Here is a 15,987-nt window from a genome sequence, read left to right on the forward strand (position 1 = left end):
TGGATCTCCTGGGGCAAGCTCGTGGGCTCGCGAAACAGGGCAGGACACGGACAACCGCGCTGCCGACGGGAACTGGCGAGCCACAGCTGCTTGTATAACCGTGACGCAACCGACCCTACCCCATGACGCGGCTAGGCTTGCGTGACGAGGACCGGCAAGCTCGGGGGAAGAGACGAGGTGTCATGAGCGAATCGCTCCTGTCCGCTCCCGCGGTGCTCACGATCGCGCAGGAGCTCGCCGAGATCGGCAGGCTGGTGGACGACGACGACGTCACCTCGACCCTGTCCCGCTACGTGGCGCGGGCCTGCGCGCTGCTGCCGGGCTGCGACCGCGCGGCCATCACGGTCCGCACGGCGGCGGGGACGGCCGAAGTGCTCGCGGCAGCCGGCAAGCCGTTGCCGGAGCCGCCGAGCGACGGGTCCGGCCCGGACCCGGTCATTGAGGCGGTGACCTACCGCGAACCGCGGCGGGTGGACGACACGGCGACGGACGAGCGGTGGCCCGCCTACAGCGCGCACCTGCGCCGGCACGGGTTCGGCAGCGCGCTGACGCTGCCACTGCCCGGCGCCGAGTCCGGCGCGGCGTTCAGCGTGCTGTCCGCGGAGCGCGGCCGCTTCGGCGACGATTCGCACGACTTGGCGCTGTTGTTCACCCTCCACGCGGGCGTGGCGTTCGACAACAGCGCGCTCTACCACGACAACATCCGCCTGCTGGGGCACGTGCAGACGGCGCTGCGCACGCGGACGGTCATCGCGCAGGCGCAGGGCCTGCTGATGCACCACGACCACGAGACCGCGCACGAGGCGCTCGCCGCGCTGAAGCGGATGTCGCAGCAGCGGAACGTGAAGCTGCGCGACGTGGCCGCGGCGCTGGTGACGGCGCACCACGGGGGCCGGCTGGCGGAGGTGCTGGAGTCCCGCTGACCGTCGGGCCGGTCTCCCGGCGGTGAGGGGTGCCGGCACAGCGGGAGGCGCTGGGAAGTCCACCGGGCGGGCTTCGCCGGCTAGTGCGCAACTGCCGGCCGCTGTCGGAGATGTCGGGGGCGTCCGTTTCGATGCGGTTGCCCGGCCAAGGCGCGACCGTGGGCCGGCTGGCGGGCGCCGGCCGTCCGCTGACCGTTCGCCTCGGGACCGGCATGTGCCGGCCGCGCCGTTCAAAACCGAGACACCGCTGAAATCGGCGATCCGCTGCTGAAGCAGGCGCGTGTCTCAGTGCCGCACGAGCAGGCGGCTCATCAGCGGCAGGTGGTCCGACGCGACGGGATCCCCGTCCAGCACCCGCGAAACCAGCGGTGACACCGAACGTGACGCGTAGATGTAGTCGATCCTCCGGTCCGGCGCCTCCGCCGGGTACGTCGCGCCCGCGCCCTTCCCGGACGCCGGCCACACGTCGGTGAAGGCCGTGTTCAGCGTCGCGATCTCCGGGGCCTCTGGGAGCGCGTTCAGGTCGCCCACGAGCACCGCCGGCGTGGCGCCGCCGATCAACTCCGTGATCTGCCGGGTCTGCTCCAGCCGGTCCACCTGGGAGCTGGCCGCCAGGTGCGTGTCGTACACGTGCACCGCCACCCCGCGCACGTCCAGCACCGCGTGCAGCAGCCCGCGCTGCTCCTGGTTCGGCGACCGGAACAGGTGCGTGTTGTCCCACGCGGTGATCGGGTAGCGGGACAGGATCGCGGTGCCGTACTGGATCCGCGGGCTGCCCGCGGCGGGCGGGTCCCGGTCGATGTTCGCGCCGAACACCACGTGGTAGCCGAGCATCCGGGCGAGCTCGGTGGCCTGGTCGGCCCACTCGCTGCGCGCCGAGTAGTGCCGGTCCACCTCCTGCAGCCCGACCACGTCGGCGCCGCTGTCCCGGATCACCCCGGCCACGCGCGCGAGGTCGAGCACGTCGTCGGTGCCCTGCGCGTGGTGGATGTTGAAACTCAGCACGGACAACACCCGCTGCCGCGGCTCGCTCGCGTTCGCGGGCGCCACCGAGGTCAGCAGGATTCCGCTCAGCATCAGCACGATCGCCAGTGTTCTGCGCACCCGGCGATCTTCGGCCGCGCACATGAGGGCCCGGTGAACGAGCGGCGAACGTTTCAGCGCCAGCCGGCGTCGGGTGCGACGTCGCGGACGATCGACTCCAGCAGGTGCGCGTTGTAGTCCACGCCGAGCTGGTTCGGGACCGTCACCAGGACCGTGTCCGCCGCCTGCACGGCCGCGTCCTCGGCGAGCTGTTTGGCGATCACGTCCGGCTCGCCCGCGTAGGTCTTCCCGAACCGCGCCACCCCGCCGTCGAGCCAGCCGACCTGGTCCTGGCTGTCCCGTTCGCGCCCGAAGAACCTGCGGTCGAGGTCGGTGGTGATCGGGATGACGCTGCGGCTCACCGACACCCGCGGCTCGCGGATGTGCCCCTGGCGCGCCCATTCCGCGCGGAAGATCTCGATCTGCTCGGCCTGCAGCTCGTCGAACGGCACCCCGGTGTCCTCGGTCAGCAGTGTCGAGCTCATCAGGTTCATCCCTTGCTCGGCAGCCCACTTCGCGGTGGCGCGGGTGCCGCTGCCCCACCAGATCCGCTCGAACAGCGTGGGGGACTGCGGTTGCACGGCCAGCATCCCGCCGCGGCCGGTCATCCGCGGATCGGCCCGGACGACGCCGCTGCCGCCGATCGCGGTCCGGAAGATCTCCGTGTGCCTGCGTGCCATGTCCGCGTCGGTCTCGCCGTCGGCCGGGACGTGGCCGAACGCGGACGCCCCCTGCAGCGCGGGTTCGGGGGAGCCGCGGCTGATGCCGAGCTGCAGGCGTTCGCCGCTGAGCAGGTCGGTGGCCGCGGCCTGCTCAGCCATGTAGAGCGGGTTCTCGTAGCGCATGTCGATCACGCCGGTGCCGAGCTCGATGCGCTCGGTGCGCGCGGCCATCGCCGCCAGCAGCGGGAACGGTGTGGAGAACTGCGGCGCGAAGTGGTGTACGCGCAGGAACGCGCCGTCGATGCCCAGTTCCTCGGCGGCCACGGCGAGCTCGACCATTTGCCGCAGCGCGTCGCCGGCCGTCGGTGCCGGCGTGCCCGGCTGGTGGTGGCCGAACGAAAGGAACCCGATGTTCTTCACACCGGGTATTGTCCAGGACTCGACCGGCATCTGCGGGGGCACGCTGTTTCTCGTCACTGGTGCGACCGGCACGGCGGGCGGGGCGGTGGTGCGCGAGCTCGCCCGGATTGGCGAGCCGGTGGGGGCGTTGGTGCGCAAGCCGGACGCAGTCGTGCCCGGCGCGGAGCCGGTCGTCGGCGATCTCAACGACCCGGCGGGCGTCCCCTTCGAGGGCGTCACCGGGGTGTTCCTGCTGTCCGGTTACGCGGACATGCCGGGTCTGCTGGCGCGGGCCCGGGCGGCCGGTGTCGAGCGGGTGGTGCTGCTGTCCGGCGGCTCGGCCGCGCTGGCGGATCTGGACAACGCGGTGTCCCGGTACATGACGTTGTCCGAACGGCCGTGCGGGAGTCCGGTCTGGCGTGGACGTCCCTGCGGCCGCGGGCGTTCATGTCGAACGCGCTGCGGTGGCTGCCGCAGCTGCGGCGGGGGGGGGGGGGGGGCGAGGTGCGCGTGCAGTACCCGGACGTGCCCGCGGCGTGCGTCGACCCGGGCGACATCGCGGCGGTGGCGGTGCGGGCGCTGCGGGGCGGGCACGAGGGCCGGATTTATGACTGCCCGGTCCCGAGGCGCTGTTGCCTGCCCAGCAGGTTTCGGTGCTCGGGCGCGTGCTGGGCCGGGACCTGCACGCGGTGGGCCTGTCCGACGAGGAGACCCGGGCCGAGATGGCAGCGGCGATGCCGGCCGACTATGTGGAGGCGTTCGCGCGGTTCTACGCAGAGGGCCGGCTGGACGAGGCCACGGTGCACCCCGACGTCGCCGAGGTGACCGGGCGGCCGCCGCGCACGTTCGAGCAGTGGGCGAGGGAGAACGCGGACGCTTTCCGCTGACCGCGGCTGGGATTCCAGTGGAGTCCGAAGTGGACGTTCCGGACGGGGATCTCGGGGTGGGGCTTTCCGTCGACGAACGTGGATGCGCACACGCGAGTGTGGAACTCGCGCCTGGGAGCGTGGGACTCGCGCTTGACGGAGTGTGGGAGTGCTGTAGCGCAGCGTGAGAATCCCGCGTCGGCGGCCGGGGCGAGCAACGGCGGGTGCTGAACCGGCCGCTAAGCAGCGCCGACGCACCTATCGGCGCCCCGGTGTTGACACCCCTCGAACCGGATGTCACTATTCCCCGCAGTCCCTTGGAATCGTTTCCAGCCACAGACAGTCGAGGGTTGGAAACGTTTCCAAGGCTACGTACGATGACGGAGCGACAATGACGTCTACACGGGCCACGCTGCTGCAGGTGGCCGAACGAGCCGGGGTGTCACTGGCCTCGACCTCGCGCGCCCTGCACGGCACCGGCGCGAGCCCGGCCATGATCGAGCGCGTCCGGGCCGCCGCGGAGGAGCTGGGCTACAGCCCGGACGCCATCGGCCGCTCGCTGCGGATGAAGAAGACTTTCCAGATCGCGTTCGCGGTCGCCGACATCGGCAACCCCGTCTACGTCGAGATGATGCGGGCGATCCACGAGGTCCTCGCCCCGCACGGGTACCGCGTCGTGGTCATGACCACCGGCGACACCTCCACCTCGACGGCCGACCTGGTGCGCAGTCTCAACAGCGGCTTCGTCGACGGCATGGTCATCAGCCCGCTGCGCACCGACGACCGCCTGATCGAGGAGATCCAGCAGGCCGCCGTCCCGGTCGTGGTCATCGGCCGCGCCCTGGACGCCCACGGCATCAGCTCGGTCTCCACCGACTCCGCGGGCGGCATCGGCCAGGCGGTCCGCCACCTGCAGGAACTCGGCCGCCGCCGGATCGGTTTCCTCAACGGCCCCCTCGACACCACTCCCGGTCAGGCCCGCCAGCGCGGCTTCGAAGCCGCCGCGGGCACGGGCCACGCCACCGAGATCGCCAAGGACTTCACCGTCGCCGCCGGCCTCACCGCCGCTCGCCGCCTGCTCGCCGCGGCCCCGGAACGTCTCGACGCCATCGTCGCGGCCAACGACCTGCTCGCCATCGGCGCCATCCACGCCATCCGCGAACTCGGGCTGTCCGTGCCGGACGACATCGCGGTCACCGGCATGGACGACACCGAGATCGGCCGCGTCTTCCACCCGACCCTGACCAGCGTCTCCCTCGGCAGCACCGAGCGCGGGCGCGCCGCCGCGCAGCTCATGCTCCGCCTCGCCGACGACGCCGACCAGGACGCGCAGCAGGTCACCGTCGGACCGGAGCTGATCGTGCGCGGTTCCACCGTCCCCGCCGCGGGCGGGCTCACCGAGGGAGGCCGGCGATGACCCTGGCCACGGACACCCGCGCCCCCGCGCCCGCACCGGCGCCCCGCAAGCGCCGCAAGGGCACGATGGCCCGCTCGCGCCGCCGCGAGGCGATCGCGCTGGTGATGCCGTCGCTGATCCCGATCCTGGTGCTCAGCGTCGCGCCGCTGGTGATGGGCCTGGCGCTGGCGTTCACCGACGCCCGCCTGGTCCGCAACCCCGACTACGACTTCACCGGCATCGACAACTTCACCAAGCTGGCTGGCAACTCGTTCTTCTGGGACAGCCTCCGCATCGGTCTGATTTGGACGGTCGGCGTCACGGTGCTGCAGCTGGCCGCGTCGATGGGCCTGGCGCTGCTGCTCAACTCGGGGCTCAAGCTCCAGGGCCTGACCCGCGTGCTCGCCCTCATCCCGTGGGCGATGCCGCCGGTCGTCGTGGCGATCATGTGGCAGATGATCTACTCGGCCAACGGCGGCCCGCTCAACGCCTTCCTCGGCAGCGTCGGCCTGCCCGACGACACCAACTGGCTCGGCGACTTCTCCACCGCCCTGCCCGCGGTGATCGTCGTGGGCGTGTGGGTTGGCATGCCGCAGACCACCGTCACCCTGCTGGCCGGCCTGCAGCAGATCCCGCAGGACCTGCACGAGGCCGCGGCGGTGGACGGCGCGGGCGCGTGGCGGCGGTTCACCGCGGTCACCTGGCCCAGTCTGCGGCCGATCGTCACCTCGATCACGTCGCTGAACTTCATCTGGAACTTCAACTCGTTCTCGCTGGTCTACGTCCTCACCGAAGGCGGGCCGGGCGGAAAGACGATGGTGCCGGTGCTCTTCATCTACCTCGAAGCGTTCAAGAACCGCAACATCGGCTACGCGGCGGCGATGGGGCTCGTCCTCGTGATCATCGTCGTGCTGCTGCTGGCGGTCTACCTGCGGTCGCAGTTCCGCGACGACCGCGCCGAGCGGGGGCGGTGAGCGGATGCGCGTCCTCCTGCGTCCCGCCCAGTACCTGGCACTGGCGGCCTACATCCTGTTCCTCGGCTTCCCGCTGCTGTGGCTGATCTCGGCGTCGGTGAAGTCCTCCGGCGAGCTCAACTCGCTCACCGTCAGCCTGCTGCCGCAGCAGTGGCACTGGGACAACTACTCCGACGCGCTCGACCGGCAGGGCCTGGTGCACTCGGCGGGCAACAGCCTGGTCGTGGCCCTGGTGTCCACCGCGCTGGTCATCGTGATCGCGCTGCCGGCGTCCTACGTGCTCGCCCGGCTCAAGGGCAAGATCCGCGCCGCGGGCGTCGGCTGGATCCTGGTGTCCCAGGTGTTCCCGGTGGTCCTGGTGATCCTGCCGCTGTTCCTGATCCTGCGCACCATCGGGCTGGCGGACAGCCTGGCCGGGCTGACGCTCGTGCACACCACCTACACGCTGCCGTTCGCGCTGTGGATGCTGCAGGGCTACGTCAGCGCGATCCCGGTCGACCTGGAAGAGGCCGGCGCGATGGACGGCGCGGGCCGGTGGACCGTGCTGCGCCGGATCGTCTTCCCGCTCCTGATGCCCGGCATCGTCGCCACCGCGATGTTCAGCTTCGTCTCCTCCTGGAACGAGTTCTTCTTCGCGCTGGTGCTGCTCCAGTCGACGGAGAACTACACCCTGCCCATCACGCTGAACATGTTCATCGGCGGTGAGGGCAAGGTGTCCCTCGGCCCGCTCGCCGCGGGCGCCGTGCTCGCCGCGATCCCCAGCATCGTCTTCTTCACCATCCTGCGCCGGAGGCTCACCAGTGGGCTGATGGCCGGGGCGGTGAAGGGATGAACCCCCGGAAAACGAAAGGTCGGTCAATGAAGTCTCGACGTTTGGTGGCGGCCGCGCTCGCGGCGGCCGCGAGCCTGCTGTTCACCGCGTGCTCCAGTGGCGGTGACAGCGCCGACGGCCCGGTGACGCTCAAGTTCCAGTCCCTGTCCGACCAGCCCGCGGCGATCGCGGCGACGAACAAGATCGTCGACGACTGGAACAAGGCGCACCCCGACGTCAAGGTCGAGGTGGTGCAGGCAGGCTGGGACGGTGTCTATGACAAGCTGATCACGCAGTTCAACGCGGGCAGCGCGCCGGACATCATCCACTACGAGGCCGCCGGTGTCGTCCCGTTCGCCAAGGACGGCTACCTCGCCGACCTCACGCCGTACCTGTCGGAGCAGAAGAAGACCGACATCCCCAAGGGCGTGCTGGACTCGGTCACCGTGGACAACCAGGTGATCGCCTACCCGACCGAGCTGCAGTCCTATGTGGTCTTCGCCAACCGGGCGCTGCTGCAGAAGGCCGGGGTCACCATCCCTGCCGGTGACACGATGACCTGGGACCAGCTGCGGGAGATCGCCAAGGCGACCACCCGCGACGGCGCCTACGGCCTCGGCTGGGGCCTGTCCAGCCCGACCGCCGCGATGGTCGCGCTCGCGCCCGGCTTCGGCGGCAAGTACTTCGACGGCACCGGCACCGACGCGAAGATCAGCGTCGGCCAGGGTGAGATGGCCCTGCCGCAGCTGGTGGACGCGATGGCGCACCAGGACAACTCGATCCTGCCGGTCACGCTGACCCAGTCCGGTTCCAAGGCGCTGGCGCCGTTCTACGCTGGGCAGACCGCGATGACGATCCAGGGTTCGTTCCAGGCCGCGAACATCGCCAAGGACGCGCCCGCCGGCTTCGACTGGGTCGTGCTGCCGCCGCTGGCCGGTCCCGCCGGTCCCGCGCAGGCCGCCAACCCGCAGACGCTGTCGGTGAACAAGGACTCCGCGCACGTCGAGCAGGCCGCGCAGTTCATCGAGTTCTTCACCAACACCGAGAACCTGGCCGCGCTCAACGAGGCCGACGCGCTGATCCCGGCGACCACCTCGGCCCGCGAGGCGCTGACCACGAAGCTCGGCGCGCAGAACGGCTGGAAGGAGATCCTGTCCTCGGGTCAGTACCTCACCTCCGCGCCGTACCTGTTCGTCGACAAGTACGCGCAGTGGAAGGACACCGTCGCGACCCCGGCCTACCAGAAGTTCCTGGCGAAGCAGATCGACGCGGCCGGTCTGTCGAAGGAATTGACGGACGGCTGGAACAGCATCAACCGGTAGCGACCGGACCATCTAGAAGGGAAACGTGAAGCCGGTGACCTGGCTGGAAGACCGAGCGGTGGCGGTGATCACTGGGGCGGCCGTTGGGGACGCGCTGGGTGGCGCCACCGAGGGGTGGACCCCGGAACAGATCGAGGAGCGCCACGGCGGCCGGGTGACCGGCATCGTCGGGCCGTGGTTCCCGAACTGGCGGGAGGCGCGCCCGATCGCGCCGTACCACAAGGGGGACGGGCACGTCACCGACGACACCCTGATGACCCGCGCGCTCGTCGAGGTGTACGCGAAGCGCCGCGCGCACCTCGACGCGTACGCGATGGCCGAGGACCTGGTGCCGCTGATGATCGGCGAACCGAGGTGGGTGCCCGAACTGGAGTCGACCGCGCTGCTGCTGCAGCGGGTGTTCCTGGCGGAGAAGTGGATCGTCGCCCGGCTCCACTACGGGCACGTCGACCCGCGGGAGGCCGGCGTCGGCAACGTCGTCAACTGCGGCGCCGCGATGTACGTGGCGCCGGTCGGGATCGCCAACGCCGGGGACCCGCGTGGCGCCTACGCCGAGGCGATCGACCTGACCGGCGCCCACCAGTCCAGCTACGGCCGTGAGGCGGCCGGCGTGTTCGCGGCGATGGTCGCGGCGTCGGTCGCCCCCGGCGCGACGCTGGACGACGTGGTCGCGGCGGCGCTGGACGTCGCGCACGACGGCACCGCCGCCGCCCTCCGCGCCGTGGTGGACGCCTTCCACGGCTGGACTTCCGCGCCGTCGAACGACGACGAGGAGCGGGAGCTGGCCCGGCTGATCCGGGACACGGTCGCGCCGTACGACTCGGTGGGGCCGCAGTACCGGCAGATGTCGATGGACGCGCGGCGCCCGTCGCGCACCAAGTCCATCGAGGAGCTGCCCGCCGCGCTCGGGTTCGTGCTCGGCCACCGCGGCGACTACCGCGGCGCGGTCCTGGGCGCGGTGAACTACGGCCGGGACGCCGACTCGATCGCAGTGATGGCGGGCGCCTTGTGCGCCGGTCTCCGTGGCACGGCGGCTGTGCCAGCCGACTGGATCGACGCGATCGGCGAGGCGAGCAGGATGGACCTCCGCGAGACCGGGCGGCTGATGGCCGCGGCCGCCGCGGACATCCTAAAGGCGGACCGGGAACGCGCACTGGCGCGGCTGCGGACGCTGGACGCGCTGGACCAGGCGTGACGGTGCGGGACGACATCAGCTGGGGGCTGTGCGAGGAGGGTGGCATGACCGTGCGGCTGCAGTGGCGGGACCCGGTGGTCATCGCGCGGCCTGCCGGGCCGGTGAATCCGCAGGCGGGCACGCGGCAGGCCGGGACGCCGCCGCGGCGGACGGGGGAGCGATCGTGAGGCTGACCTGGGCGCAGCCCGAGGACCTGCTGGCGCACGAGCTGGTGCAGTCCGCCGCCGAGGGCCGGGACGTCACCGAAGTCCGGGACCGCTGGGTCGCGGCCGGGGGCGACCCGGCGCCCGCGGTGAGCGGCGCCGGGCCGCGGCCGGCCACCCCGGAGCTGCGGGCGCTGGCCCGCGACCTGCTCGACGAGCTGGCCGCGCTGCCTGGCACGCCGGTGCCCCATGAACCGGACGACTGGGACGCGATCACCGAGCTGCTGCCGCCCGCGCCGGAACTGCCCGGCGGCGGCGGGCGCGTGCTGGACGCGTGGACCGGCCGCGCCGCCGGGTGCCTGCTCGGCAAGCCGGTCGAGAAGATCCCCCGCGAGGGCATCGAAGAGATCCTGCGCGCCACCGGCCGCTGGCCGCTCGACCGGTGGTTCACCGCCGTCGGACTGCCGGACGAGGTCGCCGCGCGGTGGCCGTGGAACCGCCGCTCCGCCCCGACCTCGCTGGCCGAGAACATCGACGGGATGCCGGAGGACGACGACCTCAACTACCCGATGCTCGCGCTCACGCTCCTGGAGCAGCGCGGCCGCGGCTTCACCACCGACGACGTCGCGCAGCTGTGGCTGGACAACCTGCCCGCCGGCCGCGTGTTCACCGCCGAGCGCGCCGCCTACCGCAACATCCTGGACGCCCGCCCGGTGCCGGTGACCGCCACGCACCACAACCCGTTCCGCGAGTGGATCGGCGCGCTCATCCGGACCGACGTGTTCGGCTGGGTCTCGCCAGGCGACGTGCGCGCGGCGGCCCGGATGGCGTGGACCGACGCCCGCCTGAGCCACACCCGCAACGGCATCTACGGCGCGATGTGGGCCGCCGCGCTCGCTTCGGCGGCGATGGTGTGCGGCACCGTGGACGAGGTGCTGGACGCGGCGGAAACCGTGATCCCGCCGGACAGCGGGCTCGCGCGGGCGGTCCGGTTCGGACGGTCGCTGGCCGGTCTTGGCGTCGACGCCGGCTTGGACCGCCTGCACGCCGAATACGGGCACCTGCACTGGGTCCACGTCCTCAACAACGCGGCCGTCATCGCCTTCGCGCTGGCCAGGGGCGGCGGCGAGTTCGGCCCGAGCATTTCCATCGCGGTCACCGCGGGCTGGGACACCGACTCGGCGGCCGCTACTGTCGGCGGCGTCGTCGGAGCCCTGCACGGGGTGCCGGACCAGTGGGCGAAACCGCTGGACGACCGCATCGCGACCTCGCTGCCGGGCGGGGAGCAGCGCATCACCGATCTCGCGGCCCGCGCGGCCGCCCTGACCGTGGAACGAGGTGCCGCATGACCGGGCAGGTCGTGGTCGTGGGCTCGGCCAACGTCGACCTCGTCGTCGACGTGCCGCGCCATCCGGGTGGCGGGGAGACGATCCTCGGCGGCGACCTGCGCCGCACGCCCGGTGGCAAGGGCGCGAACTCGGCCGTCGCCGCCGCGCGGGCCGGGGGAGCGGAGACCACGTTCGTCGGCGCGCTGGGCCGCGACGAGTCCGCCGAGCTGCTGCTGGCTTCCCTAGGCGGAGCCGGGGTCCGCACCGACCTGGTGTCCCGTGTGGACGCTCCGACCGGCACCGCGCTCATCACCGTCTCCCCGGACGGCGAGAACGCCATCGTGGTCTCGCCCGGCGCCAACGCGCGCCTCGAGCTGACCGCCGCCCAGGTCGAGCGGATCGCGCGCGCCGACGTCGTGCTGGCGCAGCTGGAGATCCCGCTCGACATGGTCCGCGCGGCCGCCGCCGCGCGACGGCCGGGCGCCCGGATGGTGCTCAACGCGGCGCCGTCGCAGGACCTGCCCGGCGACGTGTGGGCCGCGCTGGACCTGCTGATCGTCAACGAGTACGAGGCCGCCGACCTCGCGCACACCCACGCCGCGCCGGAGGAGCTGGCGGCGGCGCTGCTGGAGCGGGTGCCCGCCGTGGTGATCACCCTCGGCGCCGAGGGATCCCTGGTGGCGCAACGGGACCGCGCGTCCGTGCGGGTTCCGGGCGTCAAGGTGGACGCGGTCGACACGACCGGCGCCGGGGACACCTTCTGCGGCGTGCTCGCGGCCGGGCTCGCCCGCGGGCTGGACCTGGCCGGCGCCGCCCGGCTCGCCGGTGCCGCGGCCGCCCTCGCGGTCACCCGGCCTGGCGCGCAGGACGCCGTGCCCACCGTCGCGGAGGTCGAGGAGAGCGCGAAATGACCTACACGTTCGACCCGCTCGTGCCGCGCCCGATCGACCGGCCCACCGAGGTCCCGCCCGGCCCGCTCACCGAGGACCAGCTGGTCGCGCTGGACGAGGCGAAGATCTTCGCCGGCCCGGCGGACCCGGCCGACCGCCCGGCGTGGCGCGAGCGGCTGCGCGAGTGGCGCGCGGACGCCCGCAGGCGGCACGGCTACACCGGAGCGGCCTACGAGCGGCCCGGCGCGGCGTGGGCGGCGCGGTGCCGCACGGTCGCGCAGGTGTGGCTGTGGGACGAGCTGCTCTACGACTTCGAGCAGGGCCGCTTCACGCCCGAGCGGTTCCTCGCCGACGCCCGGGAGCGGTTCGCCGGCCTGGACGCGGTCGTGCTGTGGCACGCCTACCCGGTGATCGGCCTGGACGACCGCAACCAGTGGGACTTCTACCGCGACGTGCCCGGGCTGACCGACCTGGTGCGGCAGTTCCACGATGCGGGCCTGGGCGTGTTCGTCGACTACAACCCGTGGGACGTCGGCACCCGCCGCGCCGGGGACGACCTCGAGGAGCTGGCGTCGCTGGTCGCCGACGTCGGCGCGGACGGAGTCTTCCTGGACACCCTCAAGAAGGCCGAACCGGAGTTCGTCGAGGCCCTGGAGCGGGCGAAGCCGGGGATCGTGCTGGAGGGCGAGTCGAAGCTGCCGGTCGAGCGGATCGAGGACCACGCGTCGTCGTGGGCGCAGTTCTTCGCCGACTCGCCCGTGCCCGGCGTGCTGCGCGCGCACTGGTATGAGCGGCGGCACATGCAGCACCACGTCCGCCGCTGGCACCGCGACCACACCGAGGAACTCCAGTCGGCGTGGCTCAACGGCGTCGGCGTGATGGTGTGGGAGGTCGTCTTCGGCGTGTGGGTCGGCTGGTCCCGCCGGGACGCCGCGACCGTGCGGCGCATGGTGACCGTCCAGCGCGCGGCCGAAGACCTGCTGCTGCACGGCGAATGGACCCCGCTGGCCGAACTCGCGCCCGGCGCGGAGGAGGCCGGGGTGTACGGCTCCCGCTGGGACCTCGGTGACCAGACACTGTGGACGGTCGTCAACCGGAGCGACCAGGACTACACCGGCCCGGTCGCGCCCGGAATCCCGTTGCTGGGTCCGGGCGTGCCCGCGCGGGGGATCGCCGCGTTCCTGCGGGCCGGGACGGAACCCGAGTGGGTGAAGGAACTTCCGGAGCTGCCGCACGATCCCGACGCCCGCTTCCCGCACCGCCTCGCGGTGCGCAAGCAGCCGGCCCGCAGCACCGGCACGCCCGACCCGGACGCGGTGGTCGTGCCGGCCGGACCGTACGTGCTGACCGTGCGCTACCGGGCCCGGGAAACCGGGATGTACCAGGGCGCGCCGTACGTCGACGAGTGGAAGCCCCTGCCGCCGCGACTACACGACGCGCGCACCCTCCAGCGCGACGGCGTGCTCGCTAACCCGGTGGCGGTCGCCGCGACCGAGGTGACGAACGCGCAGTTCACCGAGTTCCTGGAGCGGACCGGCTACCGGCCCGCGCAACCGCACCGGTTCCTCGCCTGGAACACCGACGCCGACGCGCCGGTGACCTACGTGGACCTCGACGACGCTCGCGCGTACTGCGCGTGGCGCGGCGGGCGGCTGCCCACCGAGGACGAATGGCAGCTCGCGGGCGAGACCGGTCTGCTGCGCCGCGGCGAGCCCGCGGTGTGGAACTGGACCGAGAGCGAGCACTCCGACGGGCGCACCCGGTTCGTGATGCTCAAGGGCGGCAGCGACTATCGCGCCGAAGGCTCCGACTGGTACGTGGAAGGCGGCCGCCGCGACCCGGACTACAGCGTGAAGCTGCTCCTGCCCGGGCTGGGGCTGGCGCGCGGCGCGACCGTCGGGTTCCGCTGCGCCTGGGACCTGCCGGAGGTGACCGCGTGACCGTCTCCCGCGACCCCGCCGCCGGGGCGCTGGCCGGGCTGCGCGTCGTCGACGCCGCCACGCTCTTCGCCGGCCCGATGGCCGCGATGCACCTGGGCGACATGGGCGCCGAGGTGATCAAGGTCGAGCACCCGGGCCGTCCCGATCCGGCCCGCAACCACGGCGTCGCCAAGGACGGCGTGAACCTGTGGTGGAAGACGCTCGGCCGCAACAAGCGCACGATCACCGCCGACCTGGGCAAGCCGGGCGGCCGCGAGGTGTTCCTGAAGCTGGCCGAACGGTCGGACGTGATCATCGAGAACTTCCGGACGGGCACGCTGGAGCGCTGGGACCTGGGCTACGACGAGCTGTCCGCGCGCAACCCGCGGCTCGTGCTCGCCCGCATCACCGGGTTCGGGCAGATCGGCCCGTACCGGCGGCGGCCCGGGTTCGGCACGCTCGCCGAGGCGATGAGCGGGTTCGCGGCCGCCACTGGGGAACCGGACGGGCCGCCGACGCTGCCGCCGTTCGGGCTCGCCGACGGCATCGCCTCGCTCGCCACCGCGTACGCGATCATGGTTGCGCTGTCGGCGCGTGAGCGGACCGGGCGCGGACAGGTCGTGGACACCGCGATCGTCGAGCCGATCCTGGCGATGCTCGGGCCGCAGATCACGCGGTGGGACCAGTTGCGCTCGGTGCAGCCGCGGACCGGCAACCGGTCGGTGAACAACGCGCCACGCAACACCTACCGCACCGGCGACGGGCAGTGGGTGGCGGTGTCCACCTCGGCGCAGTCGATCGCCGAGCGCGTGATGCGGCTGGTCGGCAGGCCGGATCTGATCGACGAGCCGTGGTTCGCCAGCGGTGCCGAACGCGCGAAGCACGCCGACGAACTCGACGAGGCCGTGGGCGCGTGGATCGCGCGGCACACCCGGGACGAGGTGGTCGCCGAGTTCGAGGCCGCGCAGGCCGCGGTGGCGCCGATCTACGACGCCGCGGACATCGTGGAGGACCCGCAGTTCCGTGCCCTGGGCACGATCCACGAGATCGAGGACCCGGAGCTGGGGCCGACGCTCATGCAGGGGCCGATCTTCCGGCTGTCCGGCCACGACGGGGTCATCGCCCACACGGGCCGCGCGCACGGCGCGGACACCGACGAAGTGCTGGGGGAGCTGGGTTTCGCGCCGTCGGCGGTGGCGCGGTTGCGTGAGGAGGGTGCGGTGTGAGTGCGCCCGTGTTGACGCTGCTGTACGTGCCGGCGGATCGGCCGGAGCGTGTGGCGAAGGCGCTGGATTCGGCCGCCGACGTCGTGCTCGTCGACCTGGAGGACGCCGTCGCGCCGGCTCGCAAGGACGAGGCACGGGCGAACGCGGTGCGGCTGTTGTCGGGGCCGCTCGCCCGCCGGGTGCAGGTGCGGATCAACCACGCGAGCACACCGTGGCACGCGGCGGACCTGGCGACCCTGGCTGGTTTGCCGGTGGAGGTGGGCGCGCGGATCCCGAAGGTCGAGTCGCCGGCGGAGATCCACGAACTGGCCGCGGCGTTGCCCGGCCGGGACCTGCACCCGCTCATCGAATCCGCGCTCGGCGTCGAGCGGGCGCTGGAGATCGCGACCGCGTCCCCGCAGGTCGCCTCGATCGGCCTCGGCGAGGCGGACCTGCGCTCCGACCTCGGCGTGACCGACGAGGCCGGGCTGGCCTGGGCCCGCAGCCGGGTCGTCGTCGCCGCGCGCGCCGCCCGCCTGGTGCCGCCCGTGATGTCGGCCTACACCAACGTCCGCGACCTCGACGGGCTCGCCGCGTCCTGCCGGGCCGGGCGGGCGCTCGGGTTCCGCGGCCGCACCGCGATCCACCCCGCGCAGCTGGACACCATCCGCGCGGCGTTCCTGCCCAGTGAACAGGAAGTCTCGCGGGCCCGCGAGGTGCTGTCCCGGCTGGACGACGCCACCGCGGCCGGGGTCGGCGCGATCGCCCTGACGGACGGCACCTTCCTGGACGTGGCGATGCTGGAGCAGGCCCGTACGGTCCTCGCGCTCGCCGGCGAGCGGCCGGACGTCACAGCTTGATGGAATCGATG

General features: G+C 72.6%; 15 protein-coding genes and 1 pseudogene. 14 read left to right on the forward strand and 2 right to left on the reverse strand.

Annotated features, from left to right (window positions below; translation table 11 throughout):
- Positions 1-182 precede the first annotated feature (182 nt).
- Positions 183-923 carry a GAF and ANTAR domain-containing protein gene (locus AMETH_RS11235; protein WP_017981559.1) on the forward strand — a complete coding sequence of 247 codons (741 nt, stop codon included), beginning with the start codon at positions 183-185 and terminating at the stop codon, positions 921-923.
- Between the two features lie 285 nt (positions 924-1,208).
- Here the strand turns inward: AMETH_RS11235 and AMETH_RS11240 are convergent, their stop codons facing one another.
- Both AMETH_RS11240 and AMETH_RS11245 read right to left on the reverse strand, forming a co-directional pair.
- Positions 1,209-2,027 carry an endonuclease/exonuclease/phosphatase family protein gene (locus AMETH_RS11240; RefSeq protein WP_017981560.1) on the reverse strand — a complete coding sequence of 273 codons (819 nt, stop codon included), beginning with the start codon at positions 2,025-2,027 and terminating at the stop codon, positions 1,209-1,211.
- A gap of 53 nt (positions 2,028-2,080) precedes the next feature.
- Positions 2,081-3,088, reverse strand: coding sequence for an LLM class flavin-dependent oxidoreductase (locus AMETH_RS11245; protein ID WP_017981561.1), 1,008 nt, complete (start codon positions 3,086-3,088; stop codon positions 2,081-2,083).
- Between AMETH_RS11245 and AMETH_RS39940 the strand changes: the two are divergent.
- The 13 genes and pseudogenes from AMETH_RS39940 to AMETH_RS11300 all read left to right on the forward strand — a co-directional run.
- Positions 3,078-3,350: pseudogene (locus tag AMETH_RS39940) on the forward strand (hypothetical protein); the annotation flags it as partial. The gene AMETH_RS11245 and the pseudogene AMETH_RS39940 overlap by 11 nt on opposite strands.
- Before the next feature lie 349 nt (positions 3,351-3,699).
- Entirely contained in the window at positions 3,700-3,954 is a 255-nt protein-coding gene (locus AMETH_RS39945; protein ID WP_223843306.1) for a Rossmann-fold NAD(P)-binding domain-containing protein, read from the forward strand.
- A gap of 370 nt (positions 3,955-4,324) precedes the next feature.
- Entirely contained in the window at positions 4,325-5,350 is a 1,026-nt protein-coding gene (locus AMETH_RS11255; RefSeq protein ID WP_017981563.1) for a LacI family DNA-binding transcriptional regulator, read from the forward strand.
- Positions 5,347-6,303 carry a carbohydrate ABC transporter permease gene (locus AMETH_RS11260; protein ID WP_017981564.1) on the forward strand — a complete coding sequence of 319 codons (957 nt, stop codon included), beginning with the start codon at positions 5,347-5,349 and terminating at the stop codon, positions 6,301-6,303. Before AMETH_RS11255 ends, AMETH_RS11260 begins: the two co-directional genes overlap by 4 nt.
- A 4-nt stretch (positions 6,304-6,307) precedes the next feature.
- Positions 6,308-7,135, forward strand: a complete 828-nt coding sequence (locus AMETH_RS11265; RefSeq protein WP_017981565.1) for a carbohydrate ABC transporter permease — start codon at positions 6,308-6,310, stop codon at positions 7,133-7,135.
- A gap of 26 nt (positions 7,136-7,161) precedes the next feature.
- Positions 7,162-8,436, forward strand: a complete 1,275-nt coding sequence (locus AMETH_RS11270; RefSeq protein WP_026153011.1) for an ABC transporter substrate-binding protein — start codon at positions 7,162-7,164, stop codon at positions 8,434-8,436.
- Positions 8,437-8,470: 34 nt separating this feature from the next.
- Positions 8,471-9,631, forward strand: coding sequence for an ADP-ribosylglycohydrolase family protein (locus AMETH_RS11275; RefSeq protein ID WP_223843118.1), 1,161 nt, complete (start codon positions 8,471-8,473; stop codon positions 9,629-9,631).
- A complete protein-coding gene (locus AMETH_RS38675; RefSeq protein ID WP_017981568.1) occupies positions 9,628-9,798 on the forward strand; it encodes a hypothetical protein in 171 nt (56 codons plus the stop codon). Before AMETH_RS11275 ends, AMETH_RS38675 begins: the two co-directional genes overlap by 4 nt.
- Positions 9,795-11,123 carry an ADP-ribosylglycohydrolase family protein gene (locus AMETH_RS11280; protein WP_017981569.1) on the forward strand — a complete coding sequence of 443 codons (1,329 nt, stop codon included), beginning with the start codon at positions 9,795-9,797 and terminating at the stop codon, positions 11,121-11,123. Before AMETH_RS38675 ends, AMETH_RS11280 begins: the two co-directional genes overlap by 4 nt.
- Positions 11,120-12,013, forward strand: coding sequence for a ribokinase (locus tag AMETH_RS11285; RefSeq protein ID WP_017981570.1), 894 nt, complete (start codon positions 11,120-11,122; stop codon positions 12,011-12,013). The genes AMETH_RS11280 and AMETH_RS11285 overlap by 4 nt, the downstream gene beginning before the upstream one ends.
- Complete coding sequence (locus AMETH_RS11290; RefSeq protein ID WP_017981571.1) at positions 12,010-13,932, forward strand: SUMF1/EgtB/PvdO family nonheme iron enzyme; 1,923 nt, start codon at positions 12,010-12,012, stop codon at positions 13,930-13,932. Before AMETH_RS11285 ends, AMETH_RS11290 begins: the two co-directional genes overlap by 4 nt.
- Complete coding sequence (locus tag AMETH_RS11295; protein WP_017981572.1) at positions 13,929-15,137, forward strand: CaiB/BaiF CoA transferase family protein; 1,209 nt, start codon at positions 13,929-13,931, stop codon at positions 15,135-15,137. Before AMETH_RS11290 ends, AMETH_RS11295 begins: the two co-directional genes overlap by 4 nt.
- Entirely contained in the window at positions 15,134-15,976 is an 843-nt protein-coding gene (locus AMETH_RS11300; protein ID WP_017981573.1) for an HpcH/HpaI aldolase/citrate lyase family protein, read from the forward strand. Before AMETH_RS11295 ends, AMETH_RS11300 begins: the two co-directional genes overlap by 4 nt.
- Positions 15,977-15,987 lie beyond the last annotated feature (11 nt).

It is taken from the genome of Amycolatopsis methanolica 239, assembly GCF_000739085.1.
In the GTDB taxonomy this organism is placed as follows: Bacteria; Actinomycetota; Actinomycetes; order Mycobacteriales; family Pseudonocardiaceae; genus Amycolatopsis_E; species Amycolatopsis_E methanolica.